The sequence below is a fragment of the Streptomyces brasiliensis genome (assembly GCF_014647875.1).
Classification (GTDB): Bacteria; Actinomycetota; Actinomycetes; order Streptomycetales; family Streptomycetaceae; genus Streptomyces; species Streptomyces brasiliensis.
Genome location: NZ_BMQA01000022.1, coordinates 49771 through 70098 on the forward strand (window position 1 = coordinate 49771; position 20328 = coordinate 70098).

Consider the following 20328-nt stretch of genomic DNA (forward strand, 5'->3'; position numbering starts at 1 on the left):
TCCTCGCTGTGGGCAGGCGTGCCGCAGGGCGATGGGGGGGTCCCCCCGCTCGAACGAAGCCGAGAGCGGGAGAGGGTGGGCACAGCGGCCAGTACCGGGCGCCCACCCAGCCAACGGCTCACTCGCCCAGGCCGGCCAAGTCCCGCAGTCGCCGACTTTGCGCAGCCCGCTCCGCGGCACGCTGCGCGTCGTAGTCCCGGTCCAGCGCTCCGCGCAGCAACGCCTTGGTCTCCACCACGGCATCCCGCGGCGCGGCCACCAGGGCGAACGCCAAGTCCCGTACCGCCCCGTCGAGTTCGGTGGTGGGAACCGCGAGGTTGGCCAGGCCGGAGGCCACCGCCTCCTCGGCCTGGACGAAGCGACCCGTCACACAGATCTCCAGCGCACGGGCGTACCCGACCAGTCCCACCAGCGGATGCGTCCCCGTCAGGTCCGGCACGATACCGAGCGCGGTCTCGCGCATGGCGAACTGCACGTCGTCCGCGACGACGCGCAGATCACAGGCGAGCGCGAGCTGGAAACCGGCACCGATGGCGTGCCCCTGCACGGCGGCGATGGACACGATGTCGTTGCGCCGCCACCAGGTGAAGCCCTCCTGGTAGCCGGCGATGGTCGCGTCCAGCTCGGCGTCGTCGCGGCGCGCGAGACCGGTGAAGGTCGGCTCGCCCGGAATCCCCTCCGGGGTGAACATCTGCCGGTCGAGACCGGCGGAGAAGGACTTGCCCTCGCCGCGCAGCACGACGACGCGGACGGAACCGGGCAGCATCCGCCCGGCCTCGGCCAACGCCCGCCACATCGCGGGGCTCTGGGCGTTGCGCTTGGCCGCGTTGGTCAGCGTCACCGTGGCGAGCGCGTCGTCGACGGTGAGCCGTACGCCGTCCTTGTCGAGTAGGGGAGCGAGGTCCTGCTCGGGCGAAGCCATGGGGGCGCCTCCGATGAGTGCGGTCATCCTGTGGAGCGTACGGCGTCGGACCGTACGACGGCACAGCTAAGTGACTGCACAGTAACCACCCGGCCGATCACTCGACCGACCGGGTGGCCACCATCGAAGCCGATGGGCCGCCCGGGGGTCAGGACGTTGCGGCCTTCTTGCCCCGGGTCGCTCCGCCACGCCCACGAAGCGTGACGCCCGACTCGCTGAGCATCCGGTGTACGAAGCCATACGAGCGGCCGGTCTCCTCGGCCAGCGCCCGGATACTCGCACCGGAGTCGTACTTCTTCTTCAGGTCTGCCGCGAGCTTGTCGCGCGCGGCGCCGGTCACCCGGCTGCCCTTCTTCAGAGTCTCGGCCACCCGTGCCTCCTCATGGGAAGTGCGCTCTGGTCCCCTCATGATCACCCCTCCGGGGCGGGATGGCCACCCATTCAGCAAGGTCCGTGAGACACGGTTTTGACGACAGGAGCACATCCCCACAAGTGGAATCGATAGTTCCGGTCGATCATGTCCATACCGCTGAACGGGTTGTTCCGCGAAGTGCCAGGTCAGACATACGAGACGGTCGACCCCTTGTCGACAAAGGGATCGACCGTCGGATCGATGTAGGACACACCCCGATACGAGGAGATCTCACACAGATGATGGATCACGGATAAGCCGAATGATCCATACGCAGTGGATCACCCTGGATCACGCATTCGATCAAGCCAGGGCGACGAGATCCGCGTAGTCCGCGCCCCACAGGTCCTCGACGCCGTCCGGCAGCAGGATGATCCGCTCCGGCTGCAGGGCCTCCACGGCACCCTCGTCGTGGGTGACGAGGACGACCGCACCCTTGTAGGTGCGCAGCGCGCCGAGGATCTCCTCGCGGCTGGCGGGGTCGAGGTTGTTGGTCGGCTCGTCGAGGAGCAGGACGTTGGCCGAGGAGACGACGAGCGTCGCGAGGGCGAGCCGGGTCTTCTCGCCGCCGGAGAGGACACCGGCCGGTTTGTCGACATCGTCACCGGAGAACAGGAACGAGCCGAGCACCTTGCGGACCTCGACGAGGTCCATGTCGGGCGCGGCCGAGCGCATGTTCTCGAGGACCGTGCGGTCGGCGTCGAGGGTCTCGTGCTCCTGGGCGTAGTAGCCGAGCTTGAGGCCGTGGCCGGGGACGACCATTCCGGTGTCCGGCTGTTCGACACCCGCGAGGAGCCGCAGCAGCGTGGTCTTGCCCGCGCCGTTGAGGCCGAGGATGACGACCCGCGAACCCTTGTCGATGGCCAGGTCGACGTCGGTGAAGATCTCCAGCGAGCCGTACGACTTCGACAGCCCCTCCGCCATCAGCGGGGTCTTGCCGCAGGGCGAGGGCTCGGGGAAGCGGAGCTTGGCGACCTTGTCGGACTGCCGGACGGCGTCCAGGCCGGCCAGCAGCTTGTCGGCGCGGCGGGCCATGTTCTGCGCGGCGACCGTCTTGGTGGCCTTGGCGCGCATCTTGTCGGCCTGGGCGTTGAGCGCGGCGGCCTTCTTCTCCGCGTTGGCGCGCTCCCGCCTGCGGCGCTTCTCGTCGGCCTCGCGCTGCTGCTGGTAGAGCTTCCAGCCCATGTTGTAGATGTCGATCTGGGACCGGTTGGCGTCCAGGTAGAACACCTTGTTGACGACCGTGTCGACCAGGTCGACGTCGTGGGAGATCACGATGAAGCCGCCTCGGTACGTCTTCAGGTAGTCGCGCAGCCAGCTGATCGAGTCGGCGTCGAGGTGGTTGGTCGGCTCGTCGAGCAGCAGCGTGTCGGCGTCCGAGAACAGGATCCGGGCCAGTTCGATACGGCGCCGCTGACCGCCGGAGAGCGTGTGCAGCGGCTGGCCGAGCACCCGGTCGGGCAGGTTGAGCGCGGCGGCGATGGTGGCGGCCTCGGCCTCGGCGGCGTACCCGCCCTTGGTGAGGAACTCCGTCTCCTGCCGCTCGTACTGCTTCATCGCCTTGTCGCGGGTGGAGCCCTTGCCGGTGGCGATGCGCTGCTCGTTCTCGCGCATCTTGCGGATCAGGACGTCGAGGCCGCGCGCGGAGAGGACGCGGTCACGGGCGAGGACGTCGAGGTCGCCGGTGCGGGGGTCCTGCGGGAGGTAGCCCACCTCGCCGGAGCGGGTGACGCTGCCCGCGGCCGGGATGCCCTCACCGGCCAGGACCTTGGTGAGGGTGGTCTTGCCGGCGCCGTTGCGGCCCACCAGGCCGATGCGGTCGCCCTTGGCAACACGGAAGGAGGCGTTCTCGATGAGGATGCGGGCACCGGCGCGCAGCTCGATGCCGGAGGCGGAGATCACGGACAGACTCCAGAGCGGGTTGGGTGGCGGGTGGGCGGCGAAGGACGTTCCCGCCGTCTATTGCGCGAGGAGAATGGCCATGAGCCAAGTCTAACGGGGCGATGCAAGCGCTTTTGCTGGGTCCGGGTGTTCGATCTCCGCGCGCGGGACGCCGTTTCCGAGCGGTGCCCGGCCGGGGATAATCCGGCCCAGGTCGTCCACGGCGATGACCTGCGCGGTCCAGGATCCGGAGGCGCAGGGCTGGGCGACGAGCAGGGCCGCGCCGTGACGTACGGCACGTTCGGGGCGGAACGCGCAGCCTTCGCTCGCGGGCAGCAGCCAGCGCAGGTCCCCGTCGGCGGCGCGGTAGGCGGCGATGCGGCGCGGGGTGACGACGGCGAGCATGCCCCGGCCGAGGGGCCGCAGGACACCGGCCCCACCCCGGGCGCGCAGCCAGTCGGTGGCGTCGGGCAGGGCACGGTGCCAGCGGACGGTGCGGCCGTCGGTGCCGGTGACGAGACCGTCGTCCCACAGCGCGATCGCGCTCCCGCGCGCGGGGAGGAAGGAAAGGGGCCTGCGCCCGTCGCGCGCGTAGCGCCACCGGGGTGCGCCGGCAGTCCGGTCGTACGCCTCGACGGCACCGCCACGCGTGCGGAGGGCTGGTGTGCCGGATCCGCCGGCGACGCGGACGGTCAGGCGGTCTCCGTAGGGCGCCGGTCTGATGTGGTGGGCTGCCGCCAGGAGAAGGGCCACGAGGAGCACGAGTGCCGGGGTGAGGCTCCTGGTCCGCGCGGCGGTGTCGCGGCGTCGCGCCAGTGGTGGCGCGTACTCGGGCAGTACGGCCACCACGCCCCCTTCGGTGTTCGTCGCCCACGGAACAGGCGCCGAGCCTAGCCACGCTCGTGTGCCGGCGCCGGGCGGCGTGCGGTGACACGGCGGGTACGCGGCGGGTGCCGCCCGTTCGGCTCCTCGCCCGGCGACCGCCGGGGAGGTGCCGGGCGAGGATGACGCCAGGGGGACTCAGTCGGCAGAGAGCGGTGGCCCCATGCAGTTCGACGACGACGCGAACCTGGACACCTCCGAGGTACAGGATGTGCGCGGAAGTCGGATTCCGGGCGGGAAGGCGACCATCGGCGGCGGCATCGGGGCGCTGATCGCCCTGCTGCTCGGGTTGTTCTTGGGCGTGAGTCCGGACCAGCTCGGGCTCTCCACGGGCGGCGAGTCCCCAGCGCCCTCGTCCCTCGCGCAGGTCCGGCAGAGCTGCCGCACCGGGGCGGACGCGAACGCCAAGGACGACTGCCGCATGGTGGCGGTGGTCAACAGCGTGCAGGACTTCTGGACGCAGGAGTTCCGGCGGCGCGGCAGGGCGTACACGCGGTCGCCGACCGTCTTCTTCGGCGGGCGGGTCGGCACGGCGTGCGGGGCGGCGACCTCGGCGGTGGGGCCCTTCTACTGCCCAGGCGACCGCAAGGTCTATCTGGACCTGGGCTTCTTCGACGACCTGCGGTCGAAGTTCGGCGCGAGCGGCGGGCCCTTCGCGCAGGCGTACGTGGTGGCGCACGAGTACGGGCACCACGTGCAGGATCTGATGGGCACGCTGGGTCGTTCGCAGGACGGGCAGGCGGGTGCCAACAGCAACTCCGTGCGGGTGGAACTGCAGGCCGACTGCTACGCCGGGGTGTGGGCGCACCACGCCACGACGACGAAGGACCCGCAGACCGGACGGCCGCTGATCACCAGCCTCACGGCCGCCGACATCCAGGACGGTCTGGACGCGGCGGCGGCCGTGGGCGACGACCGCATCCAGGAGCGGTTCCAGGGGCGGGTGACGCCGGAGACCTGGACGCACGGGTCGGCGCAGCAGCGGCAGCAGTGGTTCTACCAGGGCTACCGGACCGGCGACATGGCGCAGTGCAACACGTTCCGGTGAGCGGCGGAGCACAGTCACGGCCCGTTGTCGGTGCCGGGTGCCAGACTGAGCGATGGGTCGGATCCGGGGGACGGGTCCGGCGGTCCACGAGGGAGTGATCGGCATGGCAGGTACGGGCGGCGGGCGGCCGAGCATCTTTCCGACGCTGTTGTACGCCGACGCGAAGGCGGCGATCAGTCAGCTCACGGAGGCCTTCGGATTCACTGAACTGTCGGTGTACGAGGGCCAGGACGGCTCGGTGCTGCACGCCGAGCTGGTGCAGGGCAACGGCGCGGTGATGCTCGGCTCCAAGGGCCGCGGCGGCGTCTTCGACGCGGCGATGAAGGACGCGGGCCCGGCGGGGGTGTACGTGGTGGTGGACGACGTGGACGCACACCACCAGCGGGCCGTCGACCACGGCGTGGAGATCCTGATGCCCCCGACGGACCAGGACTACGGCTCGCGGGACTACATGGCCCGGGACGCCGAGGGCAACATCTGGAGCTTCGGCACGTACGGCCCCGAGATAGGAGCCTGACCCCGGGGGCTATCCCCCGGTGTGCACCTGGAAGGCCGCGCGACGCACGGCCTTGGCCAGTGCCGGGTCCGGGTGGGCTGCGGCGAGGGCGACCAGGACCTGCACGGTGCGGGGGTGACCGACCGCGCGCACCTCCTCGAGCAGCTGCGGCACGGTCGGCTGTACCGCGGACTCCAGGTGCCGGACGAGCAGGGGTCCTTCACCGTGGTCGGTGACGGCGGCCGCCGTGTCCACCCACAGCCAGGTGGCCTCCTCCCGGGTGAGGATCTCGTGGGCGTCCTCGGGGTCGACACCGTCGTGCTCGGCCAGCCACAACAGCGCGTACGGCCGCAGGGTCGGCTCGTCCAGGACGGCGCGTACGTCGGGCTCGGCGGGGGCGCCGACGACGCGCAGCGCCTCGAAGGCCAGGCCGCGCAGCAGGGCGTCCTCGCCCCGGGCGGCGTCGACGAGTTCGGTGACGGCGCTGCCGACGGTGCGGGCGGCGAGCCAGGCGCGGTACTCGGCGCGGGCGGCGTTGGGGCGGAGCTGTGCGCAACCGCGGAGCATGTCCTCGGCCGACTGCTCGATGTTGCCGGCGGGGCTCTGCGCGGCGACGCAGATCTGCTCGAGCTTGACCCACACCGCCCAGCTGCCGAGCGGGGTGAGCGTGGCCTGACCGTCGCCGCAGGTGAGGGCGCCGACAGAGGCGAGGGCGTGCAGGGCCCAGTCGAGGAGGGGCGCGAGCGGGGTGTCGTCGTCGGGCTGCGGCTGCCGCAGAGGCTCGGGCTGGGGGCCGTAGGGGATCTCGCAGCGCTCGGTGCGCAGTTCGGTGACCCGCTGCTGGAGCAGGTCGAGAAGCTGCTCGACCGGGACGGGACCGGCGGAGAGCTGCAGGAAGGAGAGCACCTGGGGCATGGCCGAGACGACCTCGGCGACGGCGGCGGGCTCGTGCTCCGCGGGTTCCGGATGGGCGAGGGACCAGGCGTCGAACAGGGCGACCCAGCCGCGCAGCACCGCGCTCTCGTCGCGGTCCCAGGCGCGCAGGCGCCAGCCGGGGCGGGCGATGTCGCCGTGCACCTCGACGAGGCCGGCGAGGCGGGCGATGTCCCAGTCCGCACGGACGTGAGCGACGGTCAGGCCGAGATCGAGGGCCGCGCGTTCGGCGGTCGCGTCGGAGAGGGTGGCTTTGCCGTCGTCGGTCGCGCCGTCACGGCCGGGGCCTAGGGCGGCGTCGGCCCAGTGGGCGACGCGCGCGGCGTCCGCGAGGCCGGAGCGCGCCATTCTGGCCAGTTCGGCGGGGGCGGGGGTGCCCTCCGGCGGCCGGGGTGCGGGGCGGCGCGAGCGCCGCTGGTTCATCGCTCGGGGGGCGGCGGCCAGGGGTCGCGGTCGGACGAGTCGGAGCCTGGAGTCGCGCGGGATACGGGACGTCACGGGTGCAGTCTTCCGGTTGACGGTCCGAAAACCCAAACGGAATGTCACGGCGGGCGACGGGGCTGGCCAACGCACGGGGTGCTGAGGGGGGCGAACAGGCCGGATCCGGCCAGCCGTACGGCCTTAAACGGAATGGATGGAACCGTTTACTGTCGGGGCCCGCCGCGGCGGGCCGAGGCACGCCGGAGGTGTCACATGAGCGGGGTCAGGAAGCGGCGCAGCCGTTCCTCGTACTCCTCGGGGTCGGCGTTCCACATCGCCGCGTGCGGTGCGTCCGGCACGGTGTGCAGGGCGACCCGGTCCGGGCGGAGGGCGGCAAGACGGCGGGAGAGGTACCAGGGGGCGACCCTGTCGTCGGGGCCGTGGACGATCAGGGTGGGCACGTCGAGCAGCGAGGGGTCCGCGGACTCGGCGAGGCGTTCGGCCGGCAGTCCGGTGCGGCCCTGGGCGGCGCGCACGGCCAGCGGCAGGACGGCCTCCGGGGTGTGGCGGGCCGCGGCGAGGGCGCGCAGCGTGGTCTCCCAGCTGAGCACCGGCGAGTCAAGGACGAGACCGGCGACCCGGTCGCGCACGGCGGAGTGGGTGGCGGCGCGCAGGGCCATGGTGGCGCCGGTGGACCAGCCGAGCAGGACGACGCGGCGGGCGCCGTAGCGGACGGCGTAGCGGATCGCCGCGTCCAGGTCGCGCCACTCGGTCTCGCCGAGGTGGTTCAGGCCGTCGAGCGGGCGGGGTGCACCGAGGTCACCGCGGTAGGCGAGGGCGAGCACGGGCAGGCGCCTGCTGTGGAGGAACCCCATGACGTTCATGGCCTGCTCGCGGGTGGTGCCCAGGCCGTGCACGGCGATCACCCAGGTGTCCCGGTGGCCGGGCACGAACCAGGCGGGCAGGGGGCCCAGTTCGCCCGGCACGTCGATGTCGGCGTACTCGAGACCGAGGGCGGCGCCCGGGTTGCCGACGTGCACGTTCGGGGTGAGCCAGACCTTGTCGCCGGGTTCGAGGGTGCCGTGCGTGACGCGTTCCAGGCGGCGTACGGCGGTGTCGGCGGTATGCGAGGCGGACTCCACGACCGGGCCCACCACCGCGTGCGAGCCGTTGCCGGCGAGGCCGTAGGTGCCGGGGCGCAGGGAGGCCAGGTCGCGGGTGAGGGTGATCCGGCCGGCGGCCGTGCCGTGCACGGTGAGCCGGGGTTCGGTGGGCAGGGGCCGTCCGGCGGGCGCCTTCAGCGCGGCGTCGCTGGCCATCCGCCCGGCGGCCACGCTCGCCGCGCCGGCTGCCAGGACCGCGGTGACGGCGGCGGCCGTCGCTGTGACAGTGCGCACGGGTCCAGTGTCCTGGCGGACCCCGCGGTCGGCCAGCGGGAGGTGGGGGCGGGTGCACGTTTCGGCGTGCGGTGCGGATCGGGTGTGCGGGTGGTCCGGACGAGTTCGGCACCGTCGGAGACGTGCGTAGTGGCTCGGCACCGTTGCGGCGGGCGGAGACAAAGGCGGCGTCATACAGGAAGGCGGCATGACACAAGTGGGGTGAGAGCAGGGCCTGGCAGTGGGGTGAAAGCAGGGCCCGGTCGCCTCCTACCCCCGCTGCCCGTACCCCCTCAACCGCTCCCCCGCCTCCCTCATCCGGGCTTCCGACAGGAGCGTCGGTGTCAGGTGGGGGGTCGACGACGCCTTCAGCCATACCTGGCACATCCACTCCAATTGGGACATATGGTCATAGGCCTGGTCGAGGGTTGCGCCGTAGGTGATCGCACCGTGGTTCTGGAGGAGGCAGGCAGAGCGGTCGGCCAGGGCCCGGAGCATGTTCTCGGCCAACTCCGGCGTGCCGTATGTCGCATACGGGGCAACCCGGACCGGGCCGCCGAGCGCGGCGGCCATGTAGTGGATCGCCGGGAGTTCGGTGACGAGCGTCGAGACAGCCGTCGCGTGGACCGCGTGGGTGTGGACCACCGCACCGGCGGCCGTCGTTCGGTAGATCGCCAGATGCATGGGCAGTTCGCTGGTCGGGACCAGCGAACCGAGCACCTGACGGCCGTCGAGGTCCACCCCCGTCACGTCCCGCGGTGTCAGCCGGTCGTACGGCACGCCCGACGGCGTGACCAGCACGGTGTCCCCGACCCGCGCGGACACGTTGCCCGACGTGCCGACGACCAGCCCGTCCCGCACCGTCCGGCGGGCCGTCTCGACGAGCGCCTCCCACGCCCGGACCTCCGCGCCGAACACACCCCTCCTCCCCGGCTCCGGTACACCCCGTGCACCCTCCCGGCCATCCCCCGCGTCCTGTTGGTCCCGCCGCTGTTCAGCCATGCCGCGATCCTGCCAGCCGGCGCTCGGACCGGTCGGCGGAGCGGGGCACTGTACGCGAGATCGCCGCCCGCGGGGTGGTCGTACCGGACGTTCCGGCAGTACGACAACGGCGGCCGCCTGCCGGGTGACCAGAATCTCTTCGGCGGTTCCTCGACCCGCCTCAAGACCTTCGCGCAGGACCGACGGTCAAGGGACGCCTGGGCCGCCATGCCGGAACGGACCAGCGACCTTCGATCGCCGCAACCGTGACGCCCACCTCAGTTCACCTTCCGTTCATCCAGGTTGCCTACGGTCAACCAGCCAATGACTTCGAACGATTGCCTGGGTAAATGGAAAACTTCTCGCTGATCCTCGCGATTGTGGTGGTAACCGCACTCGCGTTCGATTTCACGAACGGTTTTCACGACACCGCCAACGCGATGGCCACGACCATCTCGACCGGCGCGCTCAAGCCCAAGGTCGCGGTGGCCATGTCCGCCACACTCAACCTTGTGGGAGCTTTCCTCTCCGTGGAGGTCGCCAACACGATCTCCAAAGGTCTCGTCGACGAGACCGGCATCCGTCCCGAGGTCATCTTCGCGGCCCTGGTCGGCGCGATCCTCTGGAATCTGCTGACCTGGCTCGTGGGCCTGCCCTCCAGTTCCTCCCACGCCCTCATGGGCGGTCTGATCGGCGCCACCATCGCCTCCGCCGGCACCGGCGCGGTCCACGGCGACGCGCTCGTCACCAAGGTCCTTCTCCCCGCGATCGCTGCCCCGCTCGTCGCGGGTCTGGCGGCGATGTTCGCGACCCGGTTCTCGTACTCCATCAGCAAGAACGCCGACGGCGAGGCGACCCGCAAGGGCTACCGCGCCGGCCAGATAGCCTCGGCCGGCCTGGTCTCCCTCGCGCACGGCACGAACGACGCCCAGAAGACGATGGGCATCATCACCCTCGCCCTGATCGCCGGAGGCGTCATCGCCCCCGACTCGAACCCTCCCACCTGGGTGATCCTCTCCGCGGGTCTCGCGATCGCGCTCGGCACCTACATCGGCGGCTGGCGCATCATCCGCACGATGGGCAAGGGCCTGACCGACCTCCAGCCGCAGCAGGGCTTCGCCGCCCAGACCAGCGCGGCCACGGCCATCCTGGCCTCCTCCCACCTGGGCTTCTCCCTCTCCACCACGCACGTCGTCTCCGGCTCCGTGATGGGCGCCGGCCTCGGCCGCAAGGGCGGTGCGGTCCGCTGGTCCACGGCGACCCGCATGGTCGTCGCGTGGGCGCTGACCCTGCCGGCCGCCGCGCTGGTCGCCGCGCTCGCCGAGAGCGTGACGGACCTGGGCGACTGGGGCACCGCGGTCGTCGCCGTCCTTCTGGTCGCGGCCAGTGTCGCGATCTGGCGGATCTCCCGCCGCGAGGTCGTCGACCACAGCAACGTCAACGACGTGGAGCAGCCGACCGGTGTGGTGACCGCGGCCATCGCCGCGGTGACGCCGCCCCCGGCCGGCACGGTGACCGAGGAGCTGACGGCCACGATCCCGGCCCCTGCCCCGGCTCCGGCCTCCGACTCGGCCCCCGCCGTCTGAGTCCGCCCACCCGGTAAGCGAAGGAGCATCAGCATGAAGATCGACTGGGCGGCCATCGGATCCGTCTTCGGCGTCAGCCTCGTGGCCACCGTGGCCCTCGTCGCCGTGTTCACGCTCGGCGTGGCCGGTCTCTCCCGCCGCGAACGGGCCGCCGCGCAGGGCAACTCCGCGGCGCTCGCCGTGACCGGCGCGTACGTCTGCTTCGCGGCGTGCGCGGCGGCGGTGGCCTACGGCATCTACTTGATCATGGCCAAGGCCTGACGCCGCTCACGGCCAACGTTCGACCCTGGGCAGGGCCGTGGCCCTGCCGACCTCGGCGAACCGCGCAAGGCTCCTCCCCGACCGTCTCCGTTCCGGTTCGGGAAGGAGCCTTTCGCATGCCGTCAGCCGGCGTGCGCGGCGCCGATATGAACCTCGGCACACTCTCCCCGCGCAGGTCAACAGCGAGTTGACGGCTCTTCCAGGGGCGTGGTGGACTTCCTGAGCCATGTACGGCGGCAAGAGAGGAAGCCGGTGCGAATCCGGCGCGGTCCCGCCACTGTCACCGGGGAAGAACCCCCCGGGAGCCAGGAACTCTCACCGCCGGTCTCGTCGAACCAGGGCGTGGACACCCTGAGTGAGGACATATCGCCATGCGCGGCTGCGGATTGAGGTACAGCACCAGGTCGCTTCCCGACCCCACGGCCGGCTGAGCCGATGCGTGCCGATCGCGTCTTCGCGTACGGCGCCACCCTCGGCCTCCTCGGCGATCTGCTCCTGGGCGATCCGCGCCGCGGTCATCCCGTGGCAGCGTTCGGCCGGACCGCCGGCGTCGTCGAGCGGGCGCTGTGGCGCGACCACCGGGGCTGGGGCGCCCTGCACACCGCTGTCTGCGTCGGGGGCGCCGCCGCGCTCGGGGCCGCGGCCGAGCGGACCGTACGCACCTCCCCCGCCGCTTCCGTCGCACTGACCGGCGTCGCCACCTGGGCCGTCGTGGGCGGGACTTCGCTCGCCCGGGAGGCCCGGGCCATCGGGTCCGCCCTGGAGGCGGGGGACGTGGCGGCGGCGCGGGCGCGGCTGCCGCATCTGTGCGGGCGGGACCCCGAGACCCTGGACGGGGAGGGGATCGCGCGCGCCGTCGTGGAGTCCGTCGCCGAGAACACCTCCGACGCCGTCGTGGGCGCCCTGGTGTGGGGAGCCGTGGCCGGGGTGCCCGGGCTGCTCGGGTTCCGGGCCGTCAACACCCTGGACGCCATGGTCGGGCACAGGTCGCCCAAGTACCGCCGCTACGGCTGGGCTTCGGCCCGCCTCGACGACCTGGCGGGCTGGCCGGGGGCGCGACTGACCGCCGTACTGGCGACGCTCGCCGGGGACGACCCCCGTGGCGCGACACGGGCCTGGCGGGCCGATGCCGGGAAGCATCCGAGCCCCAACGCCGGTCCCGTGGAGGCCTCGTTCGCGGGCGCGCTCGGGGTGCGGCTCGGGGGGACCTTGTCGTACGGGGGACGGGTCGAGCACCGGCCCGTGCTGAACCGGGAGGGGCGGGCCGTGACGACCGGGGACATCGAGCGGGCCGTACGGCTCTCCCGGCGCGTCGGCCTGCTGGCGCTGGGCGCCGCCGTCGCCGTCGGTCTCGTCGTGAAGGGACGTACGTCATGAACGGTGGTCTCCTCGTCGCCGGCACCACCTCCGACGCCGGCAAGAGCGTCGTGACCGCCGGGATCTGCCGGTGGCTGGTGCGGCAGGGGGTCAAGGTCGCGCCGTTCAAGGCGCAGAACATGTCCCTCAACTCGTTCGTCACGCGGGAGGGCGCGGAGATCGGGCGGGCGCAGGCCATGCAGGCCCAGGCGTGCCGCGTCGAGCCGACCGCGCTGATGAACCCCGTGCTGCTCAAGCCCGGCGGCGAGCAGAGCAGCCAAGTGGTGCTGCTCGGCAGGCCGGTGGGTGAGCTGAGTGCGCGCGGTTATCACGGCGGGCGCGCGCAGGCGCTCCTGGGGACCGTGCTGGAGTGTCTCGAGGAGCTGCGGGGCACGTATGACGCGGTGATCTGCGAGGGGGCCGGTTCGCCCGCCGAGATCAATCTGCGGCGCACCGACATCGTGAACATGGGGATCGCGCGCAACGCGCGGCTGCCCGTGCTCGTCGTCGGTGACATCGACCGCGGCGGCGTCTTCGCCTCCTTCTTCGGGACGGTCGCGCTGCTCTCGCGCGAGGACCAGGAACTGGTCGCCGGGTTCCTGGTCAACAAGTTCCGTGGGGACGTCTCGCTGCTGGAGCCCGGCCTCGACATGCTGCACGGGCTCACCGGGCGGCGGACGTACGGCGTGCTGCCCTTCCGGCACGGCCTCGGCATCGACGAGGAAGACGGGCTGCGGGTGTCTCTGCGGGGCGCCGTACGGGAGTCGGCGGTCGCCGCGCCGGTCGGCGAGGACGTGCTGCGTGTCGCCGTCTGCGCGGTCCCCCTGATGTCCAACTTCACGGACGTGGATGCTCTCGCCGCCGAACCGGGCGTCGTCGTACGGTTCGTGGACCGGCCGGAGGAACTGGCCGACGCCGATCTCGTGGTCGTACCGGGCACGCGGGGCACGGTCCGCGCCCTGGAGTGGCTGCACGAGCGGGGCCTGGCGGAGGCGCTGCACCGCAGGGCCGCCGACGACCGGCCGATCCTCGGCATCTGCGGTGGCTTCCAGCTCCTCGGCGAATACATCGAGGACGACGTCGAGAGCCGCCGGGGGCGGGTGGACGGGCTCGGCATCCTGCCCGTGCGGGTGCGGTTCGCGCGCGAGAAGACCCTCACCCGGCCCGCCGGCGAGGCCCTCGGCGAGCGTGTCGAGGGATACGAGATCCATCACGGGGTCGCCGAAGTGACCGGCGGGTATGCCTTCTTGGACGGCTGTCGGGTCGGCCGCACCTGGGGCACGCACTGGCACGGTTCCCTGGAGTCGGACGGTTTCCGGCGGGCCTTCCTGCGCGAGGTGGCCGCCGCCGCGGGCCGCCGGTTCGTGCCCGCGCCCGACACCTCGTTCGCCACGCTCCGCGAGGAGCAGCTCGACCGGCTCGGCGATCTGGTCGAACAGCACGCGGACACGGACGCGCTGTGGCGGCTCATCGAGTCGGGCGCGCCGCAAGGACTGCCCTTCATACCACCGGGAGCGCCCGCATGAGCACAGTGTTGTTGTTGTCGACCGCCGACACCGATCTGCTGGCCGCCCGGGCCTCCGGTGCGGCGTACCGGATCGGGAATCCCAGCCGGGTGGACGTCGCCGAGGAGCTTCCGGGGCTGATCGAGGGCGCGGACATCGCCGTCGTACGGCTGCTCGGCGGCAGGCGTGCCTGGGAGGACGGGCTCGCCCGGCTGAAGGCCTCGGGCGTGCCGACCGTGCTGCTGGGCGGCGAGGCCGTACCCGACGCCGAGTTGATGGCCGAGTCGTCGGTGCCGGCCGGTGTCGTCGCGGAGGCGCTGCGCTACCTGGTCGAGGGCGGGCCCGCCAACCTCACGGAACTCGCCCGGTTCCTCTCCGACACCGTGCTGCTGACCGGCGAGGGATTCGTCGAGCCGCGGAAGATGCCCGGGTACGGCGTCCACGGCGAGCGTGCGTTCGCCGAGGACCGCCCGACGGTCGGCGTGCTCTTCTACCGGGCCCATGAACTCGGCGGCAACACCGCCTTCGTCGACACGCTGTGCGACGTGATCGAGGCACGCGGGGCCAACGCCCTTCCGGTGTACTGCGGTTCGCTGCGCGGTGCCGACGCCGGTCTGTACGAGATCCTCGGCCGGGCCGACGCCCTGGTGGCGACGGTCCTGGCGGCGGGCGGCACCCACGCCTCGCAGGCCTCGGCCGGCGGCGACGAGGAGGCCTGGGACATCGGTGCGCTCGCCGAGCTGGACATCCCCGTGCTGCAAGGGCTCTGCCTCACCTCCTCGCGGGCCGCCTGGGAGGCCTCCGACGCCGCCCTCTCCCCCATGGACGCGGCGATGCAGGTCGCGATCCCGGAGTTCGACGGCCGTCTGATCACCGTGCCGTTCTCCTTCAAGGAGCAGGGCCCGGACGACGTACCGGTGTACGTCGCCGACCCCGAGCGTGCCGGTCGTGTGGCCGGAATCGCCGTGCGCCACGCGGAGTTGAGGCACAAGGCGAACGCCGACAAGAAGATCGCGCTCGTCTTCACCGCCTACCCGACCAAGCACTCGCGGGTCGGCAACGCGGTGGGCCTTGACACCCCGGCGTCCGCCGTACGGATCCTGGACGCGCTGCGAGACGCGGGCTACTCGCTCACCGAATACCCCTCCGGCGGCGACGAGTTGATCCACCGGCTCATCGAGGCCGGCGGCCATGACGTCGAGTGGCTCACGGAGGAGCAGCTGGCCGCCGCGCCCGCGCGGGTGCCGCTGGCCGACTACCGGAGGTGGTTCGACAAGCTCGACCCGCAGCTGCGGGACGCGATGGTGGCGGCATGGGGCGAACCGCCGGGCGGTCTCTACGTGGACGGCGACGACATCGTGCTCGCGTCCCTGCGATTCGGGAACGTCGTCGTGATGATCCAGCCGCCGCGCGGCTTCGGCGAGAACCCGATCGCGATCTACCACGACCCCGACATGCCGCCGTCGCACCACTACATGGCGGCCTACCGGTGGTTGGAGAACAGTTTCGGCGCCGACGCGATCGTGCACATGGGCAAGCACGGCACGATGGAGTGGCTGCCGGGCAAGGGGCTGGGACTGTCGCGGGGGTGCGCGCCGGATGCCGTCCTCGGCGACCTGCCTCTCGTCTACCCGTTCATCGTCAACGACCCCGGCGAGGGGACGCAGGCCAAGCGGCGCGGGCACGCCACGGTCGTCGACCACCTGGTGCCGCCGATGGCCCGCGCCGACACCTACGGCGACCTGGCCAAGCTGGAGCAGCTGCTCGACGAGTACGCGCTCGTCTCCGACCTGGACCCGACGAAGGCGCCGGCCGTGCGAGCGCAGATCTGGACGCTGGTCAAGGCGGCCGAGCTGCACCACGACCTGCATGTGGCCGAGCAGCCGGAGGACGACGCGTTCGACGAGTTCGTCATGCACATCGACGGCTATCTGTGCGAGATCAAGGACGTGCAGATCAGGGACGGGCTGCACATTCTCGGCGGCGGGCCGGTCGGCGAGCCGCGCGTGAACCTGGTGCTCGCCGTGCTGCGCGCCGCGCAGGTCTGGGGCGGGCGGGCGAACGCGCTGCCGGGGCTCAGGGCGTGCCTGGCTGCTCATTTCGGGCTCGACGAAAGGGAGTTGCTGGCCGAGCCCGGCGCGCCTGTGAAGGTTCCGGTGGAGCTGTCGGACCTGGTCGCAGGGCCGTCCCGGACGGCGGCGGACGCCATCGACCTGCTGGAGCAGCTGTGCCGCCGGATCGCGGAGGGATCGGAAGCCCGCGACTGGACGGCGTCCGAGAGCGCCGGCCTCGTCCGTGACGTCCTCGGCACCGAACTCCCCGGCGCCGTCGACGTGGTGGAGTTCGCCTGCACCGAGGTCGTCCCGAGGCTCGCCCGCACCACGGACGAGATCGGCCACATCCTGCGGGCACTGGACGGCGGTTACGTCCCGGCGGGCCCGTCGGGCTCACCGACGCGCGGCCTGGTCAACGTGCTGCCGACCGGCCGCAACTTCTACTCGGTCGATCCCAAAGCCATTCCGTCTCGGCTGAGTTGGGAGGTCGGCCAGTCGCTCGCCGACTCGCTGATCGCCCGCTATCTCCAGGACACCGGCGAGTACCCGAAGTCGGTCGGCCTGACGGTCTGGGGTACGTCCGCCATGCGCACCCAGGGCGACGACATCGCAGAGATCCTGGCGCTGCTCGGCTGCCGTCCGGTGTGGGACGAAGCCTCCCGCCGCGTGACCGGTTTCGAGGTGGTCGCGCCTGCGGAGCTGGGCCGGCCGCGCATCGACGTCACGGTCCGCATCTCCGGCTTCTTCCGCGACGCTTTCCCGCACGTCGTCGGGTTGATCGACGACGCGGTGCGGGCGGTGGCCGAGCTGGACGAGCCGGCGGAGTCCAACTACGTGCGGGCGCACGTGGAGCAGGACACCGCCGAGCACGGGGACCGGCGGCGCGCGACGGCCCGTATCTTCGGCTCCAAGCCGGGGGCGTACGGCGCCGGGCTGCTGCCGCTGATCGACGCGCGGAACTGGCGTTCCGACGCGGACCTCGCCGAGGTGTACGCGGTGTGGGGCGGTTACGCCTACGGGCGTGGGCTCGACGGACGCGCGGCGCGCGGGGACATGGAGACCGCGTTCCGGCGGATCGCCGTGGCCGCGAAGAACGTGGACACCCGCGAGCACGACCTCGTCGACGCCGACGACTACTTCCAGTACCACGGCGGCATGGTGGCCATGGTGCGGCACCTGACCGGTGCGAGCCCCGAGGCGTACGTCGGCGACTCCGCCGTACCGGACCAGGTGAGGACCCGCACGCTCGGCGAGGAGACGCACCGGGTCTTCCGGGCTCGTGTGGTCAACCCCCGCTGGATGGCGGCCATGCGGCGGCACGGCTACAAGGGCGCCTTCGAGATGGCGGCGACCGTGGACTACCTCTTCGGCTATGACGCGACGGCGGGCGTGGTCGACGACTGGATGTACGAGAAGCTCAGCGCCGAGTACGTCTTCGACGCCGAGAACCGGGACTTCATGAAGAAGTCCAACCCGTGGGCCCTGCGCGGGATCACGGAGCGGCTTTTGGAGGCCGCCGACCGTGGCCTCTGGGCCGAGCCGGACGCGGACACGCTGGAGCGGCTGCGAGCCACCTATCTGGAGCTCGAGGGCGACTTGGAGGGCGACGAGAAGTGAGTACCCCGTTTCCGTTCACGGCCGTCGTCGGCCAGGACGACCTGCGGCTCGCGCTGCTGCTGAACGCCGTCTCACCGGCGGTCGGCGGTGTGCTGGTGCGCGGCGAGAAGGGCACCGCCAAGTCGACGGCCGTGCGGGCCCTTTCGGCCCTGTTGCCGGAGGTCGACGTCGTCTCCGGGTGCCGGTTCTCCTGCGACCCCGGGGCGCCCGATCCCGCGTGCCCGGACGGTCCGCACCCGCCGGGGGCCTTCGAGTCCCGTCCGGCGCGGATGGTCGAACTGCCCGTCGGTGCCTCCGAGGACCGGCTGGTCGGCGCCCTGGACATCGAGCGGGCCCTTGCGGAGGGCGTGAAGGCCTTCGAGCCGGGCCTGCTCGCCGACGCGCATCGCGGCATCCTGTACGTCGACGAGGTCAACCTGCTCCACGACCACCTCGTCGACCTGCTCCTTGACGCCGCCGCGATGGGCGCCTCGTACGTCGAGCGCGAGGGTGTCTCCGTGCGGCACGCCGCCCGCTTCCTGCTCGTCGGCACCATGAACCCCGAAGAGGGCGAGCTGCGGCCGCAGTTGCTCGACCGGTTCGGGCTGACCGTCGAGGTCGCGGCCTCGCGGGAGCCGGACCAGCGGGTGGAGGTCGTACGGCGACGGCTCGCGTACGACGACGATCCCGACGGTTTCGCCACACGGTGGGCCGGCGAGGAGGCCGGCGTACGGCAACGGATCGTGGCGGCACGGGAGTTGCTGCCGTCGGTGCAACTGGGCGACGGGGCGTTGCGGCAGATCGCGGCGACCTGTGCCGCGTTCGAGGTGGACGGGATGCGCGCCGACATCGTGATGGCGCGCACGGCGACCGCGCTGGCTGCCTGGGCCGGCCGGACCGACGTACTCGCCGAGGACGTACGGCAGGCCGCGCTGCTCGCGCTGCCGCACCGCCGCCGGCGCAACCCGTTCGACGCGCCGGGCCTCGACGAGGACAAGCTGGACGAGACGCTGGAGCAGTTCGGCGAGGAGGAGAGCGACGACGATCCGGATCCGGACGGTCCGGGCGGGCCTGGTGGCGGTGGACGGCCCGACCCCGGGGAGGGGCCCGTGAGCGGCGACTCCGGTGCGCGGCCCGAGGCCGGTGAGGGCGGGGAGCCGCAGGTCTCAGGGGCCGGCGAGCAGTCCGCCGTACGGGCTTCCGAGCCCTTCCGCACCAAGGTGCTGAGCGTGCCCGGGATCGGTGAGGGCGCCGCCGGGCGGCGTTCGCGGGCGCGGACCGAGCACGGGCGGACCACGGGTGCGCGCAGGCCCCGAGGGCAGCTCACCAAGCTGCACTTGGCGGCGACCGTGCGGGCTGCGGCACCCCACCAGCGGGGGCGTGGGCGGTCCGGTCCCGGGCTGGTCGTACGCCGGGACGATCTGCGGCAGGCGACGCGCGAGGGGCGTGAGGGCAACCTCGTGCTGTTCGTGGTGGACGCGTCCGGGTCGATGGCGGCCCGGCAGCGGATGAGCGCCGTGAAGGGGGCTGTGCTGTCGCTCCTGCTCGATGCCTATCAGCGGCGGGACAAGGTGGGGCTGGTGACGTTCCGGGCCGCCTCGGCCGATGTCGCGCTGCCGCCGACCTCGTCCGTCGACGCGGCGGCGGCCCGCCTGGAGTCGCTGCCGACGGGCGGGCGTACACCGCTGGCGGCCGGGCTCCTCAAGGCGCACGACGTCCTGCGGATCGAGCGGCTGCGGGACCCGGCGCGGCGCGCGCTGGTGGTCGTGGTGACCGACGGACGGGCCACCGGTGGCCCCGAACCGGTCGCACTGGCCGGGCGTGCGGCACGGCTGTTCGCGGCGGAAGGTGTCGCCTCGGTGGTCGTGGACTGCGAGTCGGGGCCGGTACGGCTGGGGCTGGCCGGGCAGCTCGCGGGTGAGCTGGGAGGTACGGCGGTGACGCTCGACGAGTTGCGGGCGGACTCGATCGCCGGTCTGGTGCGGGATGTGCAGGGCAGCAGCAGGAGGGCCGCGTAATGCCTCAGGGACAGCCGAGTGTCGTACCCGATGACGGGCTGACGACCCGCCAGCGGCGCAACCGTCCGCTGGTCGTCGTGCACACGGGGATCGGGAAGGGCAAGTCGACCGCCGCGTTCGGGCTCGCGCTGCGTGCCTGGAACCAGGGGTGGCCGATCGGGGTGTTCCAGTTCGTCAAGTCGGCGAAGTGGAAGGTCGGCGAGGAGAACGCGCTGCGTGTGCTCGGGGCGTCCGGGCAGGGCGGGAGCGTCGACTGGCACAAGATGGGCGAGGGCTGGAGCTGGGTCCAGCGGGACGAGCAGCTGGACAACGAGGAGAAGGCCCGGGAGGGCTGGGAGCAGGTCAAGCGTGACCTCGCCGCCGAGACGTACAAGCTGTACGTACTCGACGAGTTCGCCTACCCGATGCACTGGGGCTGGGTCGACACGGACGAGGTCGTGGACGTGCTGCGCGGGCGGCCGGGCACGCAGCATGTGGTGATCACCGGGCGGAACGCACCCGCGAAGCTGGTGGAGTCGGCCGATCTCGTCACCGACATGTCCAAGGTCAAGCACCCCATGGACGTGGGCCAGAAGGGGCAGAGGGGCATCGAGTGGTGACG

At 72.1% G+C, this 20328-nt stretch carries 16 protein-coding genes and 1 riboswitch; of the genes, 9 read left to right on the forward strand and 7 right to left on the reverse strand.

The window, feature by feature from the left end:
- Positions 1–118: 118 nt before the first annotated feature.
- The 4 genes from IEZ19_RS28025 to IEZ19_RS28040 form a co-directional block, all read right to left on the reverse strand.
- Positions 119–922: an enoyl-CoA hydratase/isomerase family protein gene (locus tag IEZ19_RS28025; RefSeq protein ID WP_189314154.1), complete on the reverse strand. Its 804-nt coding sequence runs from the start codon at positions 920–922 to the stop codon at positions 119–121.
- A 148-nt stretch (positions 923–1070) separates the two neighbouring features.
- The gene (locus tag IEZ19_RS28030) at positions 1071–1292 is read right to left on the reverse strand and encodes a helix-turn-helix domain-containing protein (RefSeq protein WP_010355597.1); all 222 of its coding nucleotides are present in this window, start codon (positions 1290–1292) and stop codon (positions 1071–1073) included.
- Positions 1293–1637: 345 nt separating this feature from the next.
- Positions 1638–3236 (reverse strand): ABC-F family ATP-binding cassette domain-containing protein, encoded by a 1599-nt coding sequence (locus IEZ19_RS28035; RefSeq protein WP_189314098.1) that lies wholly within the window; start codon positions 3234–3236, stop codon positions 1638–1640.
- Between the two features lie 90 nt (positions 3237–3326).
- Complete coding sequence (locus IEZ19_RS28040) at positions 3327–4061, reverse strand: PQQ-binding-like beta-propeller repeat protein (RefSeq protein WP_229840889.1); 735 nt, start codon at positions 4059–4061, stop codon at positions 3327–3329.
- 199 nt (positions 4062–4260) lie between these two features.
- Here IEZ19_RS28040 and ypfJ point away from each other — a divergent pair, with 199 nt between their 5' ends.
- Positions 4261–5145 carry a KPN_02809 family neutral zinc metallopeptidase gene (gene ypfJ, locus IEZ19_RS28045; protein WP_189314099.1) on the forward strand — a complete coding sequence of 295 codons (885 nt, stop codon included), beginning with the start codon at positions 4261–4263 and terminating at the stop codon, positions 5143–5145.
- A gap of 103 nt (positions 5146–5248) precedes the next feature.
- Positions 5249–5662 (forward strand): VOC family protein, encoded by a 414-nt coding sequence (locus IEZ19_RS28050; RefSeq protein WP_189314100.1) that lies wholly within the window; start codon positions 5249–5251, stop codon positions 5660–5662.
- A gap of 9 nt (positions 5663–5671) precedes the next feature.
- Here IEZ19_RS28050 and IEZ19_RS28055 read toward each other — a convergent pair whose 3' ends face one another.
- From IEZ19_RS28055 to IEZ19_RS28065, 3 genes are all read right to left on the reverse strand, one after another.
- Entirely contained in the window at positions 5672–7072 is a 1401-nt protein-coding gene (locus IEZ19_RS28055) for a hypothetical protein (protein WP_189314101.1), read from the reverse strand.
- A gap of 191 nt (positions 7073–7263) precedes the next feature.
- Complete coding sequence (locus tag IEZ19_RS28060) at positions 7264–8391, reverse strand: alpha/beta hydrolase (protein ID WP_189314102.1); 1128 nt, start codon at positions 8389–8391, stop codon at positions 7264–7266.
- A gap of 249 nt (positions 8392–8640) precedes the next feature.
- Positions 8641–9372: a class II aldolase/adducin family protein gene (locus tag IEZ19_RS28065; RefSeq protein ID WP_189314103.1), complete on the reverse strand. Its 732-nt coding sequence runs from the start codon at positions 9370–9372 to the stop codon at positions 8641–8643.
- Between the two features lie 329 nt (positions 9373–9701).
- On the opposite strand from IEZ19_RS28065, the gene IEZ19_RS28070 reads away from it, so the two are divergent.
- The 7 genes from IEZ19_RS28070 (at position 9702) to cobO (ending at position 20326) form a co-directional block, all read left to right on the forward strand.
- A complete protein-coding gene (locus IEZ19_RS28070; protein WP_189314104.1) occupies positions 9702–10937 on the forward strand; it encodes an inorganic phosphate transporter in 1236 nt (411 codons plus the stop codon).
- A gap of 33 nt (positions 10938–10970) precedes the next feature.
- Complete coding sequence (locus tag IEZ19_RS28075) at positions 10971–11198, forward strand: hypothetical protein (RefSeq protein WP_189314105.1); 228 nt, start codon at positions 10971–10973, stop codon at positions 11196–11198.
- A 193-nt stretch (positions 11199–11391) separates the two neighbouring features.
- Positions 11392–11533: riboswitch (cobalamin riboswitch) on the forward strand.
- A gap of 100 nt (positions 11534–11633) precedes the next feature.
- Positions 11634–12575 carry a cobalamin biosynthesis protein gene (locus tag IEZ19_RS28080; RefSeq protein ID WP_189314106.1) on the forward strand — a complete coding sequence of 314 codons (942 nt, stop codon included), beginning with the start codon at positions 11634–11636 and terminating at the stop codon, positions 12573–12575.
- Positions 12572–14080, forward strand: coding sequence for a cobyric acid synthase (locus tag IEZ19_RS28085; RefSeq protein ID WP_189314107.1), 1509 nt, complete (start codon positions 12572–12574; stop codon positions 14078–14080). The genes IEZ19_RS28080 and IEZ19_RS28085 overlap by 4 nt, the downstream gene beginning before the upstream one ends.
- The gene (cobN, locus tag IEZ19_RS28090; protein WP_189314108.1) at positions 14077–17730 is read left to right on the forward strand and encodes a cobaltochelatase subunit CobN; all 3654 of its coding nucleotides are present in this window, start codon (positions 14077–14079) and stop codon (positions 17728–17730) included. The genes IEZ19_RS28085 and cobN overlap by 4 nt, the downstream gene beginning before the upstream one ends.
- A complete protein-coding gene (locus IEZ19_RS28095; RefSeq protein WP_189314109.1) occupies positions 17727–19727 on the forward strand; it encodes a putative cobaltochelatase in 2001 nt (666 codons plus the stop codon). The genes cobN and IEZ19_RS28095 overlap by 4 nt, the downstream gene beginning before the upstream one ends.
- Positions 19727–20326, forward strand: a complete 600-nt coding sequence (gene cobO / locus IEZ19_RS28100; RefSeq protein WP_189314110.1) for a cob(I)yrinic acid a,c-diamide adenosyltransferase — start codon at positions 19727–19729, stop codon at positions 20324–20326. Before IEZ19_RS28095 ends, cobO begins: the two co-directional genes overlap by 1 nt.
- Positions 20327–20328: the final 2 nt, after the last annotated feature.

Coding starts and splice junctions, on each gene's coding strand:
- IEZ19_RS28025 (WP_189314154.1), bottom strand. CDS start 922: ATGGCTTCGCCCGAGCAGGACCTCGCTCCCCTACTCGACAAGGACGGC.
- ypfJ (WP_189314099.1), top strand. CDS start 4,261: ATGCAGTTCGACGACGACGCGAACCTGGACACCTCCGAGGTACAGGAT.
- IEZ19_RS28050 (WP_189314100.1), top strand. CDS start 5,249: ATGGCAGGTACGGGCGGCGGGCGGCCGAGCATCTTTCCGACGCTGTTG.
- IEZ19_RS28065 (WP_189314103.1), bottom strand. CDS start 9,372: ATGGCTGAACAGCGGCGGGACCAACAGGACGCGGGGGATGGCCGGGAG.
- IEZ19_RS28070 (WP_189314104.1), top strand. CDS start 9,702: ATGGAAAACTTCTCGCTGATCCTCGCGATTGTGGTGGTAACCGCACTC.
- IEZ19_RS28075 (WP_189314105.1), top strand. CDS start 10,971: ATGAAGATCGACTGGGCGGCCATCGGATCCGTCTTCGGCGTCAGCCTC.
- IEZ19_RS28080 (WP_189314106.1), top strand. CDS start 11,634: ATGCGTGCCGATCGCGTCTTCGCGTACGGCGCCACCCTCGGCCTCCTC.
- IEZ19_RS28085 (WP_189314107.1), top strand. CDS start 12,572: ATGAACGGTGGTCTCCTCGTCGCCGGCACCACCTCCGACGCCGGCAAG.
- cobN (WP_189314108.1), top strand. CDS start 14,077: ATGAGCACAGTGTTGTTGTTGTCGACCGCCGACACCGATCTGCTGGCC.
- cobO (WP_189314110.1), top strand. CDS start 19,727: ATGCCTCAGGGACAGCCGAGTGTCGTACCCGATGACGGGCTGACGACC.